Below are 21,902 nucleotides of genomic sequence, written 5' to 3'. Positions count from 1 at the left end.
CAGCTAATAGTTGAAATTCAATAAGATAGCAATTAGCACACACACAAAACGCGTTTAGCTGCCGCGACTACGTTATTGACGACAACATCGTCTATTATGATCCGCCCGTATCGATGCATCACCAGGACCTGAAGGACCAACCCTAACACAAGGCCTGACGCCAGCACCGCGTCCATGGGCGGGATTTCCCCTTCGGCCACCGCTTCTGCGACAAAACGTGCGACCATATCATTAGGATTCACCGTCTCATCAAGCAACTTCTCATCAGGAAACCCGTGCTGGGTCAGCATGATGAAGGCAAATTGCACGGAATACTCCCGATAGTAGGAAAATATGAAACGGACACTCGACTCCAGGCGAGCCTCCAGAGGAGCACCCTTCTCAAACATTTTCACCCCGAGCTCTCTGGAAAACCTTTCGAGCTCACGACAGAACAGTTGCCATGCCATCTCATTTTTACCCGGATAGTGCCTGTACAAGGCCCCCTCTGTCACTCCGGCCTCAGCCGCGATGTCTTTGATGGTCGTCTGCGCCAATCCTTTTGTGGAAAACAAAAGAATCGCCGCCTCCTCAATGTCCTGCTTCTTTATCGCTGGCCGGGCCATACACTCCACTCCCCAATTAATAAGTAAATATTCACTTATTAACTAGACTCCACAATCGCAATTGTCAACAACAGATACACACCACGATTGGAATCAACCTCAATCAAGTGACCTGCCCCCCGAAAACTGGCCACATCGAATGTTAGTCGTATGGGCCATGAAAGAGACAGGATCTGGCCATCAAATGCCCCCCCCTGAACAGATCCTCTTCAAGCTTAGAGAAGCCGACGTTGCCTTGACTCAAGGAACGCGAGTTGCTGATGCCTGCCGTCAATTGGGCATACCCGAGCAGACGTATTACCGCTGGCGCAAAGAGTACGGGGGCTTGAAGACGAGTCAGGCCAGGCAGCTCATAGCTGTTGGAGAGAGAACTCCAGATTTAAGAAGCTCGTTGCCGACTTCAGTCTGGATAAGCAAATCCTTTCAGAGGCGCTCAAGGGAAACTTCTAAGCCCTGAACGTCGCCGCAAATGTGTAAATCATGTTCAGGCTGTCCTTAATGTGTCTGAACGAAGCGCAGGTAGTTATCGAGAACTGGCGGCAGGAATACAATACGATCAGACCCGCATAGCTCGCTGGGATACAAACCGCCTGCGCCAGTCGCGCGGCTCCCCCTAGGGGGAGCTAGGCTGGGGGCTGGACGAAATTGTTTAAACTCTTATTTCTCTAGCCTAGAAAAAACAGATAATTACCCCTAGCATTGCACCAAAACACTTGGTTGACACCCACTATCAAAGAGGTATCATAATATATGTTACGCTATGTACGCCTCTTAGGATTTGTACAAGGTATTTAAATTCCATTTATAATTTAGCAATGACGACTCACGTTTTCCCCGCCGGGAACAACTAAGGTAATATATCATTACTCTTAACAGCAATTCGTTTTATTAATCATTTTTTGGGAGAAGGATGAGCATGGCACAAAGACTTTTTTTACATATAGGATTACCAAAGACTGGAACCTCAGCAATACAGTTCTTTCTAAGGTGTAATGAGTCGGCACTACGGGAACAAAGCATTGTGTATGTTCATGAAAGGATATACGAAGCTTGGGACGGTAAAAAAAGCAGTCTAAACAAGCACTTAAAGTGCATCGACCTCCTCGCCAATGGAGAACAAGACATTTTGATCAGTGATGAAGGCATATCACCTATAGTTAGCAGAAACCCAAACGACATCCTTTTAATAAAGGACAGATATCCTTCCTTGGAAATAAAAATCATTCTTTACCTGAGACGGCAAGATTTACATATCGAGTCGCTTTTCAATCATATTGCAAGTTCGGCTGAAGAAAAACAATTCACGTGGGAAGAATACCCATCTCGTTTTTTACCGTTAGAATGTCATGACCGAATTAACTATGACTACTATTCATGGATTTCTAGGTTACAGGAAGTATTAGGGAAAGAAAATATTTGTGTGCGTGTGTATGATAAAAATGAATTTTATGGAGGTAGTATTTTTACTGACTTTATTCACGCTTTGAATCTACCCTTTCTCGATGAGTATACTATACCTGAGAAAAGAATTGGTCATAGCCTAGATCAAAGATACAGAAAAATAGCTGCAAAGCAGTATGAAATATTCAACGATAGATCTCATGTTGAAAAAAACATTTCTATGCATGTGCTTTATGCACTCAATGAATCCATGGGGTTTAGCAATATTAAAAAATTCCTATCTGTAAAAGAGAGGAACGATATTCTTGAATATTTCAGAGAATCAAATACTATGGTTGCTGAAAAAATTCTTCAAAAAAAGGGGCCTCTCTTTCCTCAAAACAAAATGACGGAAACGCCTAAAGAGGATTCTTTCCATAGTGGCGAACTGGAAATGATACCAATTGTACTGAACAAAATCTGGTTTAATGCAATTGTCAATATTGATTTCAGCATGTTTATATACATTAAAATGAATGATTTTCAAAAACGATATCATTCAGGCGAGTTGGGAGCTCGCAAGAAGTACAGAATTTACAAAATGCTAAACAGCATATGTAAACGACTAACTGGAAAATCCCCCGCTGATACCAAGATTAAGTTAGACGTATTTGATCAATCGATGAGATAGCAAAGACTAAGGCTGTTTTAACTATATTATTGTTCCTAAGAAAACGTAGAATACCCACCCCTTCCCCTGTTGAGGACATCTGCGACGTAGCGGACATCTTGAACCAACTGCGTGGCTCTGCTTCGCCCGGACGGGATGATTAAGGACTGGACTTGTCCAGCCGATATAACTGTTTTTACACAAAGAATTTCACGCATAGTTGTCCCCGGCGAACAGAAGTGGTCCGACAAAGTGACCCCACTTCTCTGAACGATTGCCATGGTGACTTATCGGAACATATCCGGACAATATGGTTTTTCATTCTTTAACGGATGTCCATATTGCAACTTTCGTGCGGTTCTCCAAAAGACACAGCTCACATACCCAACAAAGTTGGCCCATTTCTATAGGCTTAAGGTCAAAGCAAGCTGGTAAGCAATTTGATTTGCTTTGGTAGGCAGATCGCTAAATCATATTTGTTCTGAATCGTTCGACGTGCGGCTTTGCGGATGTGCTGCAGGTCCGGTGCGTGTTCAAGGGCTTGGATCATGCTCTTAGCGATTTTGTCCGGATCAGTGAAAGAGGTCAGAAGGCCGTTTTGACCATCTTGCAACACCTCCTGCACTGGCTCTGTGTCCGAGCCTACGATGAGGCATTCGCAGCTCATGGCTTCCAGCATGGACCAGGATAGGACGAAGGGCCAAGTGAGGTAGGCGTGGGCCGTGGAGGCTTGGAGCACCTTTTTGTACAGGCCGTATGGCAGGGGATCGACGAAATGAACCCGACTTTCATCCACACGCACCCGCTTTATCATCTCTTGCTTGTAGGTACGGCCATCTGTCAGCTTGGGGCTGTAGCATGCCCGGTCTTCGCCGACGATGAGCACATGGCAACTGGGCCGGGCATACAGAATAGCCGGCAAGGCCTGATAAAACTGCGGAAAACCGCGATAAGGCTCGAGGCCGCGCGCGCAGTAGGTCAGCAGCTCCGTGCAACCAGTGAGATCAATACCTGGTAGCTGTAAATTTTGAATGGAAATGTTTGGGTCGGGTGCAAAGTAGCGGGTGTCGATGCCGTCGTGAATTTGATGAATCTTGGCCTTAAATTCCGACGGGAATTGAGTCTGTTGAAAAGCCGTCGGGGTCACGCCTGCGCTACATGATACCAAGTCATGCAGGATCGGGGTGTTTCGCATCCTAAGCATGGCCAGGTCAGTATCGTTCTTTTCCCGATGATCAAGTCGGGTCTCGGGGCCAGCCGCATTGTAGTACCATTCAAAATAATTCACCAACGGAGCATCGGGAAAGACATCCTTGAGATACATGGTCTGTCCCCAACCGGAATGACCCAGGATGACGTCTGGATTGAATCCCTTGGCTTTGAGTTGGCGACATGTATCAAGCAGTCCTGCGCCATGCCGCACGGATTCGTCCACCCCCAGACTCAGAGGGTGGAGACTTTCGGCACGGTTCTCAACGGGCTGAAATGCGACTTTGCCGACTCCGGGTATATTCCATTCCGGGCGCGGATTTTTGGTGGCAAACACAACCTCATTTTTCGGATTACGGCCGAGGTATGCGGCAATATGCCGGAATTGAGCCGGGAAGTTGCAGTGGGTGATCAGGATACGCATGGATTCTGGTTTCAATGGGCTTCACGTGCTGTTGCTGTGGGTTGGTACCCGTTAAATATCCTACAGGTGAGTAGCATGATTGTCATCGCTCCTTCATGCTTTCGTTGGCGTATTTAAGCAATGGCGAAAGAAAGAACTCAATGAGCCTGCGTTGACGAATCTTGACCTCGGCGGAGGCATGCATGCCGGGAGTCAGGTTGACGCGCTTTCCGTTGACCTCGATATAGCTCTGTTTCATGGCCACCCGCGCCAGAAAATAGAGGTCGCCTTCTTCGGTCTGGATGGCATCGCCAGATACGGACTTCACAGTGCCATCCAGGGTGCCGTATTCTGTGAAGGGGAATGCCTCCAGCTTGATCCCCACGGCCTGGCCCTCGCGTACGAATCCGATATCCTTGTTTTTGACCCGCGCCTCGATCTCCAGTTGGTAGTTCCGGGGTACCAGGATCATAAGCTCTTGAGCCGGAGTGACCACGCCGCCGATGGTGTGGACGGCCAGCTTCATGACCTTGCCGTCCACAGGTGCGACAATCCGCTGCAAGGTGTCGCTTCGAGTGGCCTTTTTGAGTTCTTGAGTCAGGGAGTCCACTTCTGTCGAGACTTTGGTTTTGTCTTCAAGAAGGTCGCGGCTGTATTCGGACAAGGCTTGGAGCCGCTGTTCCTCAGCCACATCAATAGCCGCCTCGGCCTCGGCCAGTTCCTGTTGCTCAGCCTTAAGATTCTGCACGATCTCAATACGTTCGGTCTCGACCTGAAGCCATTCGCTTTCTGGAGCAAAATCCTGTTCATACAGAATCTTGTGCGCTTGGGCTTTCTTGTTGACGAGGGGAAGTTGTTCCTTGAGCTTGTCCACTATATGCGTAGCGGACTGCATCCTGGCCTGCAGCCTGCGAATCTCGTTGTCATACCCCTTGAGCTTGGCCGACAGGGATTTCGCAGCCTGAAGGAGGTATCGCCTTTCCTGAAGGACATTCGTCGAATCCACTCCTTCCGGGATGACCAATTCCGGCATTTTTTCTCTTTCGGGATCCCAACGGAGAAGAGCTTTGAGTCGGGCCTCTTCCAACAGAGAAGCTTGCAATTGCCCCCTCAGTCTTTCCACATCCGCTCCACTGGTGGTCGTATCCAATTCGATAAGCGGCTCACCTTCCTTGACGGTCTGTCCTTCGCGAACGTTGATCCTGGTGATTACCCCGCCTTCCAAAGGCTGGATGGTCTTGACCATGCCACTGGGGATGATCTTGCCTTCGGCCACGGCCACCACGTCCGTTTTGCCGAGCGAGGCCCAGACAACAAGGAAAACAGCCAAAATCATGATACACCAAGCTGTAGCTCTGCCGATAGGCGAAGGAGGCGTCTCCACCACTTCCAGAGCAGCAGGCAGGAACTCCATCTCCGTGGTGGGGTGGCTGAACCGGCATTTTCTGGCCTTGTCCATAAATGTGGGCACATGCGATAATACCTTTTCCCTGACCATCGCTTTTATCCCGCCGATCATCACGCAGCCTCCCGGGGGTCCTTGGATTGGTACTGCCACAACTTGGCGTAATATCCGCCCGTACGCACAAGTTGCTCATGGCTGCCGGATTCCACGATTTGTCCTTTTTCCACCACTACGATGCGGTCGCAATCCTTGACCGTGGACAGGCGGTGGGCAATGATCAGCACGCTCCTGCCCGAAGAGATGGCCGACATATTCTGCTGAATGATATGCTCGGACTCATAGTCCAGGGCACTGGTGGCCTCGTCCAGAATAAGAATCCGCGGGTTGGTCATGAGGGCACGGGCAATGGCGACGCGCTGGCGCTGCCCGCCGGAAAGCCCGGTGCCCTGCTCTCCGACGATGGTATCGTATCCCTCGGGCAATTCCAGAATGAAATCGTGCGCCCCAGCCAGCTGGGCCGCATTCACCACCCGGTCCATGCTCGCCCCGGGGTCAGCCAAGGCAATGTTGTCGCGCACGGAACGGTTGAAAAGCATATTTTCCTGGAGCACAACGCCAATCTGCCGCCGCAGCCAGGCTGTATCCACCAGAGTCAGGTCGATATCATCCACCAGCACCCGTCCCTTTTCAGGCACGAACAGACGCTGTACCAGGTTGGTCAATGTGCTCTTGCCTGACCCGGAACGCCCAACAATGCCTACGCTTTCTCCTTTGCGGATGTGAAGGTTGACGTCCTGAAGCACAAAAGGAGTATCCGAACGGTAGCGAAAGCTGATGTTCTCGAATTTGATATCCCCGTGCAGCGAAGGGAGGGTTGAGCGGTTGGGGTTGTAGCCGGGCTCTGTAGGGTTGTTGAGAATATCTCCCAGGCGTTGAAGCGAAACCCCGGCCTGCTGAAAATCCTGCCAGACCTTGGAGAGGCGTAGGATGGGGCTGTTGATTCGCCCGGCCATCATGTTGAAGGCAATGAGTTGGCCTACGCTCAGGTCGCCGTCAATAACCGCGCGGGAACCGATCCAAAGAATGAGCAGCGTGCTCAGTTTGCTCAAAAAAGTTGTGGCTTGTACCGCGAAGTTGCCCAGGTTGTCGGTGCGGAATGCGGACTTCACATATCCGGCCAACAAATCTTCCCAGCGACGCTGAAACTGTGGTTCCACTGCCATGGATTTGAGCGTCTGCACGCCGCTGATAGTTTCTACAAGAAAGGCCTGCTGCTCTGCTCCGCGCTGAAATTTTTCGTCCAGGCGTTTCCGCAGCACCGGGGTCACGAATACGGAAAGCCCGATGTAGAACGGCATGATGCCCAGAACCAAGAACGAAAGCTGCCAACTGTAAAAAAACATAACCACAAGAAATACGCCGGTAAACAGCAGGTCCAGAACCACAGTCAGTGTGGATCCGGTCAAAAAACGCCGGATATTTTCCAATTCACGCACGCGGGCAACGGAGTCGCCCACGCGGCGGGCGTTGAAATACGCCAATGGCAGGGAAACGAGATGGGAAAAAAGCTGAGCCCCGAGAGTAACGTCCACCCGGTAGGTGGTGTGGGAAAAAAGCCAGGTGCGCAGGCCTCCCATGACCACCTCGAAGATGAAGACGACCATGAGGCCTATGGCCAATACGTCCAGGGTGGTCAGTCCTTTGTGCACCAGCACCTTGTCGATGACCACCTGAAAAAAAAGCGGTGTCACCAGCCCGAAAAGCTGCAGAAAAAAGGAGAGCAGCAACACCTCGCCGAACAGCCGCTTGTATTTGATCAGTGCCGGGATGAACCAGGATATGTTGAACTGCCGCAGGGCGTCTGGCAGCGCAGTGCGCTTGGTGATAAGCATGAGCTTGCCGGACCAGGACTCCTCAAATTCGATCAGGGGAATCTTCTTCACCCCTCGCTCGCCGGGAGCTTGGGTAAGCACATCATCGTTTCCTGCTCCCCCCAAGATCAGCCAGGTTCCATCCTTCATCTGGGCCATAGCCGGAAACGGCACCTTATCAAGACTGGAACAATCCCTTTGCAGGACCTTGGCCTTGAGACTCAGGGCCCTGGCTGCTCGCATGATGTCCACGTCTTGCATGGGCTCATCCGGGGGGGCGAATTTGTGGCGAATGCCCTCGGGGTCTGCAGCGACACTGTGATAACGGGCCAGTAAAATGAGGGAGATGAGTCCCGTATCTGCCTGCTGGGTGGAGTCTTTTTTTTCTTCGTCGTTCAGGTTTGTTTTTTTTCCCATTCAAATAGCCTTAAGCTCTGCCGATTGGCAGCGCAGATGTCCTTGTGTTGCAGAGTTCTCACGAAAGAAACAGGATGTTGCCCGCCGAACCATTCCGCACTTTTTAAGGGAATTCCCTGAAATTGTGAACCTTGAATCGTCTACTTGCAGAGTCTGTGGGAAGATAAAACAAAGGGGCCGCCTTGGGCAGCCCCTTTTGTCAATCACTGAGCTTACGATTTCTGCCAGTTGGTCGTGATGATGTTTTGGAAATCATCCAGAACATCGTTAGGTATGGTCAGTACGCCTGCGGAACTCGGCGTGTAAGCGGACATGGCATCCACTAGGGACTGTACCTGGCCGGCCAAGAGCAGGCTCCCGTCGCTGAGTTCAAACGACTCGACCTGTTTATCGGAACTGGTATACCAACCATTTATCGTCAGGCGGTCGGTAGAGCCGATAACGCCTATTGTCAGATCATTATTACTCCTGGAGAAAAGCAGGTCGTCCTGTTCAATGCCACTTCCAAACACGACTTTATCATTCCCGCCGTTATCTACGATGGTGTCTTGACCGCCTGCCATATCGAAACGATACTCATCATCTCCCATGCCACCGATCAGGGTGTCGTTGCCATACCCGCCGACAAGGGTGTCGGCACCATTGCCGCCATACAACTGATCGGCACCAAATTCGCCTTGCAGCAAATCATTGCCGTCATTCCCATAGAGGACATCTTTGCCTTCATTGCCGTAAAGTACGTCATTGCCGTCGCCGCCGATGAGGGTGTCATCGCCAATTGCGCCATGGAGGGTGTCGTTTCCATTGCCGCCATTAAGATAATTGCTGGCAGAATCATATTCCATAGACCATGGATCGGTTACTTCCTTGTTGGCATAAAGCACGTCGTTGCCGCTACCGCCCATAAGCGTATCGCTGCCAAGTCCACCTATCAGGGTGTCGGCGTCATCTCCGCCGTACAGCTTGTCATCGCCGGCCCCTCCGTCCAGGAGGTCGTTGCCGTTGCCGCCGAAGAGAGCGTCGTTCCCTTGGCCGCCATAAAGTTTGTCGTCATCGTTGCCGCCAAAGAGGGTGTCGTTGCCCAAACCGCCAACCAGGGTGTCCTCGCCGTTGCCGCCGTTCAGGTAGCTGTCGCCACCGGCACCGCTGGCAACTGATTCCGAGTTCAGGCTGAAGGACGCATTGGCCGCAGTGATTGCGGCATCAACACCAATCACGGCGCCTCCGGCATTGCTTGCGGTCTGCCCGGAGATGAGCACATCATTGCCGTTGCCGCCGAACAGCTTGTCGTTGCCGGAACCACCGTTCAGAGTGTCGGCGCCATCTCCGCCGTACAGCTTGTCATCGCCGGCTCCTCCGTCCAGGAGGTCGTTGCCGGTGCCGCCGAAGAGAGCGTCGTTCCCTTGGCCGCCATAAAGTTTGTCGTCATCGTTGCCGCCAAAGAGGGTGTCGTTGCCCAAACCGCCAACCAGGGTGTCCTCGCCGTTGCCGCCGTTCAAGTAGCTGTCGCCACCGGCACCGCTGGCAACTGATTCCGAGTTCAGGCTGAAGGACGCATTGGCCGCAGTGATTGCGGCATCGACATCAATCACGGCGCCTCCGGCATTGCTTGCGGTCTGCCCGGAGATGAGCACATCATTACCGTTGCCGCCGAACAGCTTGTCGTTGCCGGAACCACCGATCAGGGTGTCGGTGCCATCTCCGCCGTACAGCTTGTCGTCGCCGGCCCCTCCGACCAGAAGGTCATCATCGTTGCCGCCAAAGAGGGTGTCGTTGCCCAAAGCGCCAACCAGAGTGTCGTCGCCGTTGCCGCCGTTCAGGTAGCTGTCGCCACCGGCACCGCTGGCAACTGATTCCGAGTTCAGGCTGAAGGACGCATTGGCCGCAGTGATTGCGGCATCAACATCAATCACGGCGCCTCCGGCATTGCTTGCGGTCTGTCCGGCGATGAGCACATCATTGCCGCTGCCGCCGTACAGCTTGTCGTTGCCGGAACCACCGACCAGGGTGTCGGTGCCATCTCCGCCGAACAGCTTGTCGTCGCCGGCCCCTCCGGCCAGGAGGTCGTCATCGTTGCCGCCAAAGAGGGTGTCGTTGCCCAAACCGCCAACCAGGGTGTCGTCGCCGTTGCCGCCGTTCAGGTAGCTGTCGCCACCGGCACCGCTGGCAACTGATTCCGAGTTCAGGCTGAAGGACGCATTGGCCGCAGTGATTGTGGCATCGACATCAATCACGGCACCTCCGGCATTGCTTGCGGAGATGAGCACGTCATTGCCGCTGCCGCCCATAAGCGTGTCGTTGCCGAAACCACCGATCAGGGTGTCGTTGCCGTTGCCGCCGTTCAAGTAATCGCTGCCGTCGGGATCGCTAGTTTCAGGCAAATAGCCCTCAATCGGAGCACCTTGGTACCCATATATAAGGTCGTTGCCGTCTCTGCCGTACAAAGAGTCTTCGCCCGCTCCACCGTATATGATATCCGTTCCGGTGCCGCCATAAATGACATCATTCCCGTCATTGCCCATGAGTGCGGCATTGCTGGCGGTAGAGTTGTTTCCGGAATAGCCGTAGATAGTATCGTTGCCGCTCAGGCCATCAACTATATCGGTATCAAATTCCGCATTGAGATAATCATCGCCGACCGTGCCGGTGATGATTTTGGGTTCGCTCAATATCCTGATATCTTCATAGGTCGCCGTAGACCCATCTGCGAACTGAACCATTTCAATCTGGTTATCCAGAATGACAGTCCCGCCGTCGGCCAGAGTGACCACCAGCTGGGTTCCATTCTCATCGCGTTTTTCCACCGACAGGGAATCAAAGGTAATGCCCGCGCCGAAGCTAAGGATGTCCACGTCACCGGAGCCGTATCCGTAATCCTGGATGGTGTCGTTGCCGTCACCGAGATTGTAGACATAGGTGTCGCTGCCGTTCCGTCCCTCTAGAGTGTCGTTCCCCAGGCCGCCAGCCAAAGTGTCATCGCTGTCGAAGCCGCGGATGTAATCATCACCAACAGTCCCTGCATTGGCCAAATACTGCCCCTGCAGGTCCGACTGTGTCCAAACCGTGCCGTCAGCAAAACTGATTTGTTCCATGCGGCTGTTGACCTGGACTGAGCCGCCGTCGGCAAACGTGAGGATGTAGTCGCTGGAATACGGGGAAGTACGGGTGACGGTGACGCTCTCTTTTTCGATGCCCGCACCCAGCTCGAGGGTGTCTACATCGCTTGAGGAGTAACCGCTCTCCTTGATTATATCGTTTCCATCACCGAGGTTATACCGGTAGATATCACTTCCGTAAGAACCATTCAGCGTGTCGTTGCCTTTTCCTCCAGCCAACGTATCGTTGCCGTTGAACCCCTTGATGCTGTCGTCACCGTCGGTTCCGGCCTGATCCAGATAGAGTTGCTTCAATTCATCGTAGCCCCAGGAGCTCCCGTCGGCAAACAGAACCGTATTGATGCCTTCTGTTATCTGGAGGCTTCCACCTTCCGCCAAATTGAGTTTCAGATCACTCGAATAGGATGATAACCTGGAAATAGTAACAGAGTCTTTGGTTATCCCCTCGCCGAGGACGACCGTATTGCTCTCCCCCTCTTCAGCATAGTCGTATATGACGTCTTGCCCGTCACCAAGGTTGTATTCATATCTGTCACTGCCAGCACCGCCGTTCATGGTGTCATTCCCGGTACCGCCGACCAGAGTGTCGTCACCGCCCATGCCAGAGAGGTAATCGTTTCCTGCCCCGCCGACGATTTTATCGTTATTGCCATCAAACCCTTCAATGGTATCATCGCCGCCGGTAGCGGCTGAAGCCAAATACTCGCTGAAGATCTCGTCGGAAGTCCAAATAGAGCCATCCGCGAATTGAATCTGCTCAACGCTTCCGTCCCAGCGAACTGTACCGCCGTCCGCAAAGGTAAGTACAAGATAGTTTTCATTGATGGTTCCGGACCAGGGATCCTCAATAGAACCACGGGAAATCGTGATGGAATCCTTGGTAATGCCTTCGCCCAGCTTCAGGACATCGACATCACTGGCTGCCCCGTCATCCTGGATGACGTCATTCCCGTCACCCAGTTCATATTTGTAAGTATCACTTCCTGCCCCACCATAGAGTGTGTCGTCTCCAAGCCCGCCGGACATGATATCTCCGCCCGCGCCACTGGCCACGGATGAGCTGCCGATTTGAAATCCATGAATAACGTCGTTTCCAGCTCCGCCAGAAAGGGTATCGTCCCCGAACCCTCCGCTGATGATTTCGTTTCCGGCACCGCCGTAGACAATGTCATTGCCCGCACCGCCGTCAAGGCTCGCGTTGCTCGCAGTGGGCATTCCTCCTTGGAATCCGTACAAGGTGTCGTCGCCACCGAGTCCCTGTACAGAGGTTGTGTCTGCTGTCGCGGTCAAAACGTCATTGTTTTCGGTTCCCCAAAGGATATTGCCTCCGCCAGAAGCGGACGCGTCCGTGGAAAGAGAAAATGAGGTATTCATACCATCTGAATTGTAACTATCTGACACTGCTTTCTCCTTTTGCGTGCAGGTAAGACTGCAGGCTTCTTCTGGCCCACAGCAGAGACTCAAAGCCCAAAGATGACAACCATGATACAACCGTCAAGAAGATTGAGACAACTGAAAATTCATACTTGAAGGCTGCCGCCTATACAAAAACTATGTTACGAATGTATCCTATAGTGATTGCATGATGCCTTTTTTGACACAATACATTTGTTATAGGGAAAAAAAATATTAAGGAAAGTGTTTTTTTTATTAGTTCAGCAAGTGAATGGTTGAAAGATCAATAAAAGTGCTATGTGACCACATTAAAAACAGACAGAAAGATGGACATCAGTGGGCAAGCTGAGGCAGTTCCGATTGTTTGGACAGTTCGGCAGCAAAATTGAAGGTGGAGCGCGGTTCTCCTGCCGCTTCCGCGGCCCTCTTTCAGCCAATGCTGAAGCGTTGCCTCGGAGGGAGACTGTCGTTTGACCATAAAAGCCGTTCCTGTTTTACTACCTTTAATAGCAGCCAGGAGCGGCTTATGTTTAAGACTTTAGTGTGCCGTTAACGACTTTATTACTCTCCCACAATGACCTGCCCCCCCTTCCCGCCTGGAGTCGAATACACAGCGGATTCGCAGCTATTTCAGCCAGATAAAATGCGCGGAATTACATCGTATGATATGGCGTTGCTCAGAGCCCTTTATGCTAAGCCTAGGATAAATACGATAAAGGAATTATCGTACAACATATTTAACGAGCTAACGAGACAGGGTAACTGACATGCCGAAATCTCTGAAAGATGTGCAACGAATTAGTAAATTTGGCAGAGGCTTCTTTGGACTGGCAGGTGCTATAGCAACTTCACGCTGGGGTGTCACAGAAAAAGCGGTAGCATTCACAAGGTCATTACGGGACGTTAGAATTGACGTAATCGGTACTATAACTAAATACTCTTGGGCTATGTTCTACAGTAACATATCAAGAAGAGGGACTCTCTTTAAGTTGTAAAGTCCCCCATCTTAGGGCCAGTTACGAGTAGAGACTCCGGGTCGGTTGGAGATGCCCCCGTTTTAGGTCCGGGCTTGTATGAGTTCCCGGCGTCTTTCCAGCCCATCCATTCCGGGCAATTGCCCGGAATGGATGGCAAACTCCACAGGCGTCAGGTTGCCCAGTGAAGAGTGAGGCCGACTCACATTGTAGTCCTGCCTCCATGCTTCGACTTTACGCTGGGCATCCTTCAGAGACAAGAACCAGTTCACATTGAGGCATTCGTCCCTGAAGCGACCGTTGAATGATTCAATATATCCGTTGTCTGTAGGCTTTCCCGGCCTGGAAAAGTCCAGTTCAACGTGGTGTTCATAGGCCCATTTGTCCAAGGCCTTTGAAGTGAATTCCGGTCCGTTGTCGCACTTGATGCGAGCTGGCAGCGAGCGACCATGGGCTATCCTGGTAAGCACGTCGGTCACGTGTTCACCCGTAATTCCCTGTCCAGCCTCAATGGCAAGGCTTTCCCGCGTATAGTTGTCGACTACGGTCATCAACCTTAGCCTACGGCCATCAAACAGAGCATCGCTCATGAAGTCCATAGACCACACCTCGTCAGGTCGCGTTGCGCTTACTGCCTTTTCACGGTGCATAGCGCTCACGATGCGTTTGGGACGTTTGCTGCGGAGTAATAGTTCCTCCTCCTTGTAGAGGCGATATACGCGCTTATGGTTAATCTCCCAGCCCTCTCGACGAAGCAAAACATGGATGCGCCGGTAGCCATAACGGACCCTGGTAGCGGCGATTTCACAGATTCTCATGCGGAGCTCGGCCTGATCGTCGGTCCTTCGTTGGTAAGTATACAGCGACCGGGAGATGAGCGCGATACGGCATGCCTGACGGATGCTCACATCGTAGTCGGCTCTAAGGCCATCCACCAATTCCCTGCGAAGACCAGGCCTTAAAGCTTTTTTGACAGCACGTCCTGAAGCATGACTTTGTCCAGACTCAGATCCGCTACCATTTGTTTGAGTTTGCGGTTTTCGTCTTCGAGCATTTTCAGGCGGCGAAGCTCGCTGGTGCCGAGACCTCCGTACTTCTTTTTCCAGCGGTAGAAGGTCTGCTCGCTGATCCCCATTTTGCGGATTACTTCCTTCACTGGGGTCCCGTGCTCGGCTTGGCGCAGAGCAAAGGCGATTTGTTCTTCGGTGTACCTTGATCTTTTCACGACGAAATCCTCCTACTATTTTGATAGTCGATTTCGCCAGAAAACCCACACTGTCGGTGGACCTATTTCACGGGAGCAGGTCAGACTGAGACCTTTCGACGATCCCCATGAAAAAGTCGGCCCGACAAAAGCCGGGCCGACGGAGAGGAGGTGAGACCCCTTCTTAAGACAGAGTGAGCTCTATGAACGCATATTCCGTATGGGTGCCCCCAGTTTGGCCAGAAGCTGCTTTCTGGTCATGGAATCGGGGAGAACGTCGGACGCATCTGCTTCCAGAAATGGATAATAGCTTTCCGGAGCAATGGCAGCGAGGTAGATGACCCTGGTTTCTTCCGGGTCCACCAACATGGCCTGGGGGTGCCTCTCTTGAACAGCCGCAAGCCGTTCTTCTGCCAACTTGAGCATATCCTCACGATCACCGAAGTTCATGGTGCCGGTGGGGCAAGCCTGAACACAGGCCGGAAGCTTGCCAGCACGGACCCGATCAATGCACATGTCGCACTTTGTCACAACGCCGGTTTCGGGGTTCACTCTGGGGATGTCATAAGGACATGATCCGCGAATGGACTCCCCATCTTCCTTGGCAGTGAGTTCTGTATACACCACCGCTCCGGTTTCCTTGTCATGCAGGATTGCTCCGGGATTGTCGGGCACAGTGGAGCACGGGGCTTCCACGCAGTGGCGACATTGTTCCGGGAAGAAAACCCAATGTAATTTCCCTTCGACCACAACTTCCGAAAAACGGACAAGGCGAATCGTATCTGCAGATAAATCCTTGGGATTCTGATATGAGCCCCAATTGGTTGTTTTCTCTGCCGGGAGCTTCTTCCATTGCTTGCAGGCGACCTGACAGCCGCGACATGCCGTGCAACGGGTCAGGTCAACGAGGAATGATTTACCGTTCATTACGTTCTCCTTACATCTTGTGGACGTTGGCCACAAAGACCTTGGTTTCAGGGATACCAGTGTTGGGATCACCAACGGACGGGGTCAACAGATTGGCGGAATCACCACCACTGCCATCATGAGGCATCTGCCAGCCGAAGCACCACGGCAGCCCGATCTGGTAGACGGTTTTACCCATGACCTTGAGCGGATGCATTCGCTTGGTCACCATGGCGACGGCCCAGAGTTTGCCCCGGATGGAATCGACCATGACCTTTTCGCCATTTTCGATACCCTTCTTCTTTGCCAACTCCTCGCTCATTTCAACGAACATCTGCGGCATGGCCTCGAGCAGCCACGGGGTGTGGCGTGTCATCAGACCGGTCTGCCAATGCTCGGTCACACGATAGGTGATGGCGACATAGGGATACTTGGGATCGGCCACTGCCAGCGTTTCATGAGCAAACCGCAACGCCGTGGGGTTGTTGAGCTGATCCGAGAGTTCATGCGCCTTGAACGGTGTTTCCATTGGCTCATAGTGCTCGGGGAAGGGGCCGTCCTGACGACCGGGGCCGAAGATGTGACCGTGACCGTGCGGCTTCATAATGAAGGCATACTTGGTGCCGGGAGCCCAGCCGCCATCGGGAATATCACCGATCCACTTTTTACCGTTCCAGGAGACGACCGGCTTCTGCGGTGCGTAAGGAGTACCCGTGTTGTCACATGAAGCCCGGTTATAGATGATCCGGCGGTTCACCGGCCAGCACCACGACCAGTTCGAGAACAAGCCGATTTTTTCCTGCTCGGGGGTCTGTTCGCTGTTACGGCGGGCAGCCATATTGCCGTTCTCAGTGTATGAGTTGCAATAGAGCCAGTTGCCGGAACAGGTGGAGCCGTCATCCTGCAGCATGGCAAAACTCGGCACCAGGGTCCCCTTCTTGTAGGTCTTGCCCTTGATGGTCACATCCTTGAGGAAGTAGCCGTTGATCAACTTCGCGACCTCATGGGCGTTGAACTCGCCGTGCGCCTTCCACTTGTCCACGGACAGCTGCGCGATCGGCTCGGAGAATGCTCCGCCCTGATCGGCATAAAGCGACCGGATCTTGTCGAAAAGCTCGGTCAGAATATGACCGTCCGTCTTGGACTCGCCTCTGGGCACAGGTCCCTGATAGCGCCACTGCATCCAGCGACCGGAGTTGGTGATGGACCCTTCCTTTTCAATGGACACGGCACAGGGGAGGAAGAAGACTTCCGTTTTGATCGTCTTCGGATCCATGCCGGGACCACGCCAGAAGGAGCCGGTCTCGTTGTCGAAGATATTGACGTTGACCATCCAGTCCAGATTGGCCATCGCCCTCCTGTTCTTCCCGGCATTGGCGCCGCCGCACGCGGGGTTCATGCCCCAGGCAAAGAAACCGCTGAATTCCTTCTTATCCATTGCCTCGAACAACTGAAGCCAGGTGTAGGTCTTGCCGTCCTCGGCTTTGGGGAGCCAAGCATAGGCATCATCAAGAGACGCCTCGGGATACATGGCCTTGAGGAAGCTCGCCATATACTTGGGATAATACTGCCACCATGCAGCACTCTTGGGATCTTTGGCGCCTTCCAAATGAGGCTTTGCCTTGGCATCGACATACTCCGTATATGTCTTGAGCCCCGCATTGGGAGTGGCCAGATAGCCGGGCAGGATGTGCCACAACAGACAGTGGTCCGTGGACCCCTGAACGTTCGACTCGCCGCGAAGGGCGTTGACACCGCCTCCTGCCACACCGATGTTGCCAAGCAGCAACTGGACCATGGCCATGGTGCGGATATACTGGACGCCGACGGTATGCTGGGTCCAGCCCATGGCGTACATGATCGTGCCCGCCTTGTCCGGCTTGCCCGTGGCGGAATAGAGTTTGTAGAATTCAAGCAGGTTGGCCTTGTCTATACCGGAAACGCTGACCACTTTGTCCACATCGTAGCGGGCATAGTGTTCCTTGAGCAGGTTGTAGACACAACGGGGATGCTTGAGCGTTTCGTCCTTCATGGGGAGGCCATCGGCGCCCTTCTCAAAAGCCCACTGGGTCTTGTCGTAAGCCCCGACATAATCGGCTTCTTCACGATTTTTATGGTACCCGCTGAAAAGGCCATCTTCGAACGAGAACTTGTCGCTGACAATGAAAGGCGCGTTGGTGTGACTGACCACGTAGTCTTTCTGGATCAGATCGTTGTCCAGTATGTACTTGATCATACCGCCGAGCACCGCGATGTCGGAGCCCGCCCGGATTTGGCAATAGAGATCAGCTTTGGAGGAAGTACGGGTGAATCTCGGGTCAACGCTGATCAACTTGGCCCCGTTTGTCATTGCCTTGGTCACCCACTTGAACGAGATCGGATGGTTCTCGGCCGCGTTGCTCCCCATGACCAGAATACAGTCGCTGTTGGCGATGTCGTTCCAGTGGTTGGTCATGGCGCCGCGGCCAAAGCTCTCGGCCAGAGCCGCCACGGTGGAGCTGTGGCAGATGCGTGCCTGATGCTCAACATAGACCAACCCAAGCGCGCGAAGCATAGCCTGGAACGTCCAGCATTCTTCGTTATCGATGGCGGCGGAACCGACGGATGCAAGTCCGTTACAACGGTTAACCACCTGCCCCTTCGCGTTCTTTTCCGTGAAGCTGGCATCACGCGTCTTTTTGACACGCTTGGCAATTTCGTCGAGCGCCCATTCCCAAGAGACCTCTTTCCATTCCGAAGAATACGGGGCGCGGTACAAGGGGCGTTTCGGCCGCTCGCCGTTCTCGGCCAATTGCCATATGGAAGCGCCCTTGGCGCAGGTCGCGCCCTCGTTGATAGGATGATCGGGATCACCCTCGACATTGATGGCCCGTTTGGTTTTGAGATCGGTGTTGACGATCAGGCCACATCCAACGGCGCAGTAGCAGCATACTGAAGTGGTCTGCTTGCTCCACTTCGGTTCAAGGGCGGCCACGCGGTCGGGCATCTCCCCGGCCTTGGCGACGCATTCAGCCCCAAGCCCACCGAACGCCGTTGAAACGACGGTGGCAGCGGTCAGTTGAAGAAAGCTTCTCCTGTTGACTTTCATACTTACTCCTTTGATTTTGTTGGTCACCCAGCTCTTGTTTCTCGTCCCAGATGGCATTGCAGTGCGTAGCCATATGCTCCGGCAGGCTGAAAGGCCGGCGGCATAACCGCAGCGACGACCTCCCAGAGAACGCACAGGCATTCGGCACAACGCATGACCGCTTCCGTTGCGTGTCCAAGGCCGGAAAAAGGCGCGCAGACAGCACTTGGGACGGCTGATGATGTGTTACGAATTGACACGGACATCGAATCCTCCATTGACGGTATGACAATCCCTGCTGACCAGGGTTGTTCTCAAGGAATGCGAAAAGCCCCTCAGGCAGAGCCTGACGGCGACAGGAACCACGGGTTCCCAAAGGGAATAGGATACGGGAAAGGTGTTAGCGAACGGCGAAAGCCGCGCGTGCGGTGAGGATGCTCCCGGGAGCAGGGATCGAAGGGAACCAGTCCTGGTACCCATACGGCCCCCTTCAGAGTCGTCGGACCAGAAGGCCTGGCCCGACGAGATGTATGCGTTCGATTCTATGCATCTGCTCTCTACCTGGATTGCATCCTGTTCAGGAAGGACCGAGTCTGAGTCTTCCAAGAGGCTCGCTCACATTGAGCACCAATCTCCAAATACTCCCCAGGATCTCAGCCGACTTTCCTAACTATGATTGGTTTAGCCCCGCAGACATACACAAGCAATTAAACAGAACAATGTAATGATTTCACACAATTATGCTCACATAGGCATAATCTATTTCTGAAATCGAAAAGGCAAATACCCACTGCCCCACAATGTACCAAAAACCACATTTTTACGATGACATACAAAACAGTAAAAACAGGTTCACTCATTTCAAGGGGTATTTCCAGACGCTTTCTCGTGTTTAGTGGGGCGTAGCTGACATCAATATGAGTGCGCATCCACCTAGTAATGATTCTCTCTTTACCCTTCTTCCTTTGCTGACACACACCCAACACCAAATGAACAGGGAAGCATGAAAGAGGCCCCCGGCAGAAAGACTCAGCCGGGGGCTTAATTTTGGGGGAATAGGGATGGCTAGCGCCGGAAGTTGTTCCGCAAGGCAAATGCGAACAGGGCGGCCTGGAGAGTGATAAGAAGTTGCCCAAAAAACATTAGGACCCGCAAAGTACTTGAGCTAGTTCCCATACGGATCAAGGGGATAAACTTGAGCCATTGATCGAGAACCTCCTAGATCTGGACGGAGTGCAATATCCACCCGAAGAAATTGAGAAACGGTATAAGAGAAAAAATTCAACAGCAACCATTCAACTCAAAATGAATTCGGCTCCATAGGCCCACAGTGGTACGTGTGCGGCGATCTCGTTTTCAGGAAACAGGCCAGCTTTGCACGCGGATCATTCGGATTCCGTTTCTATGCTGAAGGAAGCGCAGCCACTCATTTTTACGCAGTCCACTATGCTGACGAGTAGCCCTACCTCTACTTCATGATCTACCCGCAGGTGGACTACCGGGGTGTCTTTCTGTTGCAGGCACGCTCTGAGCGTTTCCACGAAATCGTCGAGTATTACGGGGGTATCGCCCAGGAACAGCTCTCCCTGATCCGTGATGGTAATGATCACTTCGGATGACGTCTGCACTTCAGCGGTGCGTGATTGGGGAAGGTCGATAACGATCGCCGGGGCTGAGACCATGCGGGAAGTCAGCATGAAAAAAAGCAACAGCAAAAAAATCACATCAACAAGAGGGGCGATGTCCAAGAGTGCGGAATATCGCTTGCGGCGTTCAAACTTCATTGGCTCGCACCGCAATGAGTTTGGAAACCAACTGCTGTAAGGTATAGACTATTTCCCCCATGCGGCCATCCAGGTAGTGGTGTGCCACATGCACGGGAATAGCGACCAGAAGCCCTGCCGCCGTTGTAATGAGCGCCTCCCAGATACCCGAGGCGAGCATTCCGGGGTTCACGGCGCTTCCTGAAGAGGCGATGACCTGAAAAGTCTGAATCATGCCAATAACCGTCCCGGTAAGCCCCAGAAGCGGACAGATGGCGGAAATCAGGGACAGTGTCCCGAGTCCTCGCTCCAGCTGTCGTACGAGCAGGGTTCCCACGGACGCAATCTCATCTTCGGCTTTACCGTTATCCACAGCGTCCAGAATCGGCGACAGCAGCTCGGGATGCCTTGAAAACACCTGTTGCGGAGTAAGGTGCACGGTCCTCGACACAAAACCGAATTGAACGGCCTTGCTCATCATGATTGCCAAAGCGACAACAGAACAGAATACAATAGGCCACATGAGCAGGCCACCCTTCGCAAACATATCCAACATGCTTAATTTCCTTTGAGAGTAAAATGGACTGGGAGCAATGCAATGCAGGCCACCGGATCGCCTTTATGCGTGGCCGGAGAAAATGAGGATTTCTTCACGGCAGTGACAGCGGCTTCATCAAACCCTGACCCGGCCTTTTGCACGACTTCCACCTGTACCGGACTTCCGAGTGAATCAATGGTGATGCGCAGCACAACCAAGCCGGTCTGCCCCATGGCCCTGGCTTTGCGCGGGTATTTGGGCCGCACCCAACGCGTTATTTTCGGACCGAACAACGAGCCGATTCGGGCGTGTAAAGGCCCTTCCGAAGTGCTGCCACCAGCGGACCGTGACGATTGGGCGTGTATGCCTTGATCGGCATTGGCGACCTCCTGCCCTGTATTTGATGCTGCGTTTTGCCCTGTTTTCACGACCTGTTTTTCTGGCGTATCCGCGTCTTTCGCCTTTACCGGTTGGTTTTTTTTGGCAACCACCTCGTGGTCGTGGATCTTTTTAGCAGGCGCAGCCGGATGAACGTCCTTTTTCTTGACGACTTTTCGAGGGCGTACCACGGGCTTGGACTTGGTCTTTACCGCAGAGGCGGCCTTTTTTACGGGGCGTTTTTGAGAGGCGGTGGAAACAGCGGAAGCCCGGCGCACTACAGGCGCCGGTTTGCGCTCAGGCTGTACCATCGATTGCTGTTTATTGTCGGGCGCAGGGCTTTTTTCCTGTTGCACTGCCTTAGGCTGCGTAACGAACTTGTCGGAACGGGTGGACACATTGATCGATTCCTTGCCGTGCCCAATTTTGCCCGTTCCAGAGACAAGGGCCATGCTGATGCTGCCCGGCATAGCCTTAACCGTGTTGTTTTTACAGGGAAAACTAAAAATGACCAGATGCACCAGCACTGACAACAGCACGCAATTTCGCAATGAAAAGAGGTGCGAAAGGATCGACGTAATACGTGACGCGCCCACGGGGA

General features: G+C 52.8%; 13 protein-coding genes. 2 read left to right on the top strand and 11 right to left on the bottom strand.

The window, feature by feature from the left end; genetic code table 11:
- Positions 1–32: 32 nt before the first annotated feature.
- A complete protein-coding gene (locus SRBAKS_RS15985) occupies positions 33–605 on the bottom strand; it encodes a TetR/AcrR family transcriptional regulator (RefSeq protein WP_229591891.1) in 573 nt (190 codons plus the stop codon).
- A gap of 139 nt (positions 606–744) precedes the next feature.
- On the opposite strand from SRBAKS_RS15985, the gene SRBAKS_RS17975 reads away from it, so the two are divergent.
- Both SRBAKS_RS17975 and SRBAKS_RS15980 read left to right on the top strand, forming a co-directional pair.
- Positions 745–1,062: a transposase gene (locus SRBAKS_RS17975; protein ID WP_430708948.1), complete on the top strand. Its 318-nt coding sequence runs from the start codon at positions 745–747 to the stop codon at positions 1,060–1,062.
- A gap of 459 nt (positions 1,063–1,521) precedes the next feature.
- Positions 1,522–2,676, top strand: a complete 1,155-nt coding sequence (locus SRBAKS_RS15980) for a hypothetical protein (RefSeq protein WP_229591890.1) — start codon at positions 1,522–1,524, stop codon at positions 2,674–2,676.
- A gap of 397 nt (positions 2,677–3,073) precedes the next feature.
- Here the strand turns inward: SRBAKS_RS15980 and SRBAKS_RS15975 are convergent, their stop codons facing one another.
- The 10 genes from SRBAKS_RS15975 to SRBAKS_RS15920 all read right to left on the bottom strand — a co-directional run bounded on the left by SRBAKS_RS15975 (position 3,074) and on the right by SRBAKS_RS15920 (position 21,897).
- Positions 3,074–4,303: a glycosyltransferase gene (locus tag SRBAKS_RS15975; RefSeq protein ID WP_229591889.1), complete on the bottom strand. Its 1,230-nt coding sequence runs from the start codon at positions 4,301–4,303 to the stop codon at positions 3,074–3,076.
- A 67-nt stretch (positions 4,304–4,370) separates the two neighbouring features.
- The gene (locus tag SRBAKS_RS15970) at positions 4,371–5,786 is read right to left on the bottom strand and encodes an HlyD family type I secretion periplasmic adaptor subunit (RefSeq protein ID WP_229591888.1); all 1,416 of its coding nucleotides are present in this window, start codon (positions 5,784–5,786) and stop codon (positions 4,371–4,373) included.
- Entirely contained in the window at positions 5,786–7,960 is a 2,175-nt protein-coding gene (locus SRBAKS_RS15965) for a type I secretion system permease/ATPase (protein ID WP_229591887.1), read from the bottom strand. Before SRBAKS_RS15965 ends, SRBAKS_RS15970 begins: the two co-directional genes overlap by 1 nt.
- A 212-nt stretch (positions 7,961–8,172) precedes the next feature.
- Positions 8,173–12,477 (bottom strand): beta strand repeat-containing protein, encoded by a 4,305-nt coding sequence (locus SRBAKS_RS15960; protein WP_283816489.1) that lies wholly within the window; start codon positions 12,475–12,477, stop codon positions 8,173–8,175.
- A 1,051-nt stretch (positions 12,478–13,528) separates the two neighbouring features.
- Positions 13,529–14,670, bottom strand: a protein-coding gene (locus SRBAKS_RS15945; RefSeq protein WP_430708947.1) for an IS3 family transposase whose coding sequence is annotated in 2 segments (ribosomal slippage) — positions 13,529–14,406 and positions 14,406–14,670 — 1,143 coding nt in all. Because the reading frame shifts where the segments join, the coding sequence is not laid out codon by codon here.
- Between the two features lie 180 nt (positions 14,671–14,850).
- Positions 14,851–15,576, bottom strand: a complete 726-nt coding sequence (locus tag SRBAKS_RS15940; protein ID WP_229591885.1) for a 4Fe-4S dicluster domain-containing protein — start codon at positions 15,574–15,576, stop codon at positions 14,851–14,853.
- 10 nt (positions 15,577–15,586) lie between these two features.
- Entirely contained in the window at positions 15,587–18,643 is a 3,057-nt protein-coding gene (fdnG, locus tag SRBAKS_RS15935) for a formate dehydrogenase-N subunit alpha (RefSeq protein WP_229591884.1), read from the bottom strand.
- Positions 18,644–20,007: 1,364 nt separating this feature from the next.
- Positions 20,008–20,406 carry an ExbD/TolR family protein gene (locus SRBAKS_RS15930; RefSeq protein ID WP_229591883.1) on the bottom strand — a complete coding sequence of 133 codons (399 nt, stop codon included), beginning with the start codon at positions 20,404–20,406 and terminating at the stop codon, positions 20,008–20,010.
- Positions 20,396–20,941: a MotA/TolQ/ExbB proton channel family protein gene (locus SRBAKS_RS15925; RefSeq protein WP_229591882.1), complete on the bottom strand. Its 546-nt coding sequence runs from the start codon at positions 20,939–20,941 to the stop codon at positions 20,396–20,398. Before SRBAKS_RS15925 ends, SRBAKS_RS15930 begins: the two co-directional genes overlap by 11 nt.
- Positions 20,942–20,943: 2 nt before the next feature.
- Positions 20,944–21,897: a TonB family protein gene (locus SRBAKS_RS15920; protein WP_229591881.1), complete on the bottom strand. Its 954-nt coding sequence runs from the start codon at positions 21,895–21,897 to the stop codon at positions 20,944–20,946.
- Positions 21,898–21,902 lie beyond the last annotated feature (5 nt).

This window comes from Pseudodesulfovibrio sediminis, assembly GCF_020886695.1.
Taxonomy (GTDB): Bacteria; Desulfobacterota; Desulfovibrionia; order Desulfovibrionales; family Desulfovibrionaceae; genus Pseudodesulfovibrio; species Pseudodesulfovibrio sediminis.
Note: the sequence above shows the minus strand (reverse complement) of the source record. Positions and strands in the feature narration are given on the sequence as shown.

Coding starts and splice junctions, on each gene's coding strand:
- SRBAKS_RS15980 (WP_229591890.1), top strand. CDS start 1,522: ATGGCACAAAGACTTTTTTTACATATAGGATTACCAAAGACTGGAACC.
- SRBAKS_RS15930 (WP_229591883.1), bottom strand. CDS start 20,406: ATGAAGTTTGAACGCCGCAAGCGATATTCCGCACTCTTGGACATCGCC.
- SRBAKS_RS15965 (WP_229591887.1), bottom strand. CDS start 7,960: ATGGGAAAAAAAACAAACCTGAACGACGAAGAAAAAAAAGACTCCACC.
- SRBAKS_RS15940 (WP_229591885.1), bottom strand. CDS start 15,576: ATGAACGGTAAATCATTCCTCGTTGACCTGACCCGTTGCACGGCATGT.
- SRBAKS_RS15985 (WP_229591891.1), bottom strand. CDS start 605: ATGGCCCGGCCAGCGATAAAGAAGCAGGACATTGAGGAGGCGGCGATT.
- fdnG (WP_229591884.1), bottom strand. CDS start 18,643: ATGAAAGTCAACAGGAGAAGCTTTCTTCAACTGACCGCTGCCACCGTC.
- SRBAKS_RS17975 (WP_430708948.1), top strand. CDS start 745: ATGTTAGTCGTATGGGCCATGAAAGAGACAGGATCTGGCCATCAAATG.
- SRBAKS_RS15970 (WP_229591888.1), bottom strand. CDS start 5,786: ATGATCGGCGGGATAAAAGCGATGGTCAGGGAAAAGGTATTATCGCAT.
- SRBAKS_RS15925 (WP_229591882.1), bottom strand. CDS start 20,941: ATGTTGGATATGTTTGCGAAGGGTGGCCTGCTCATGTGGCCTATTGTA.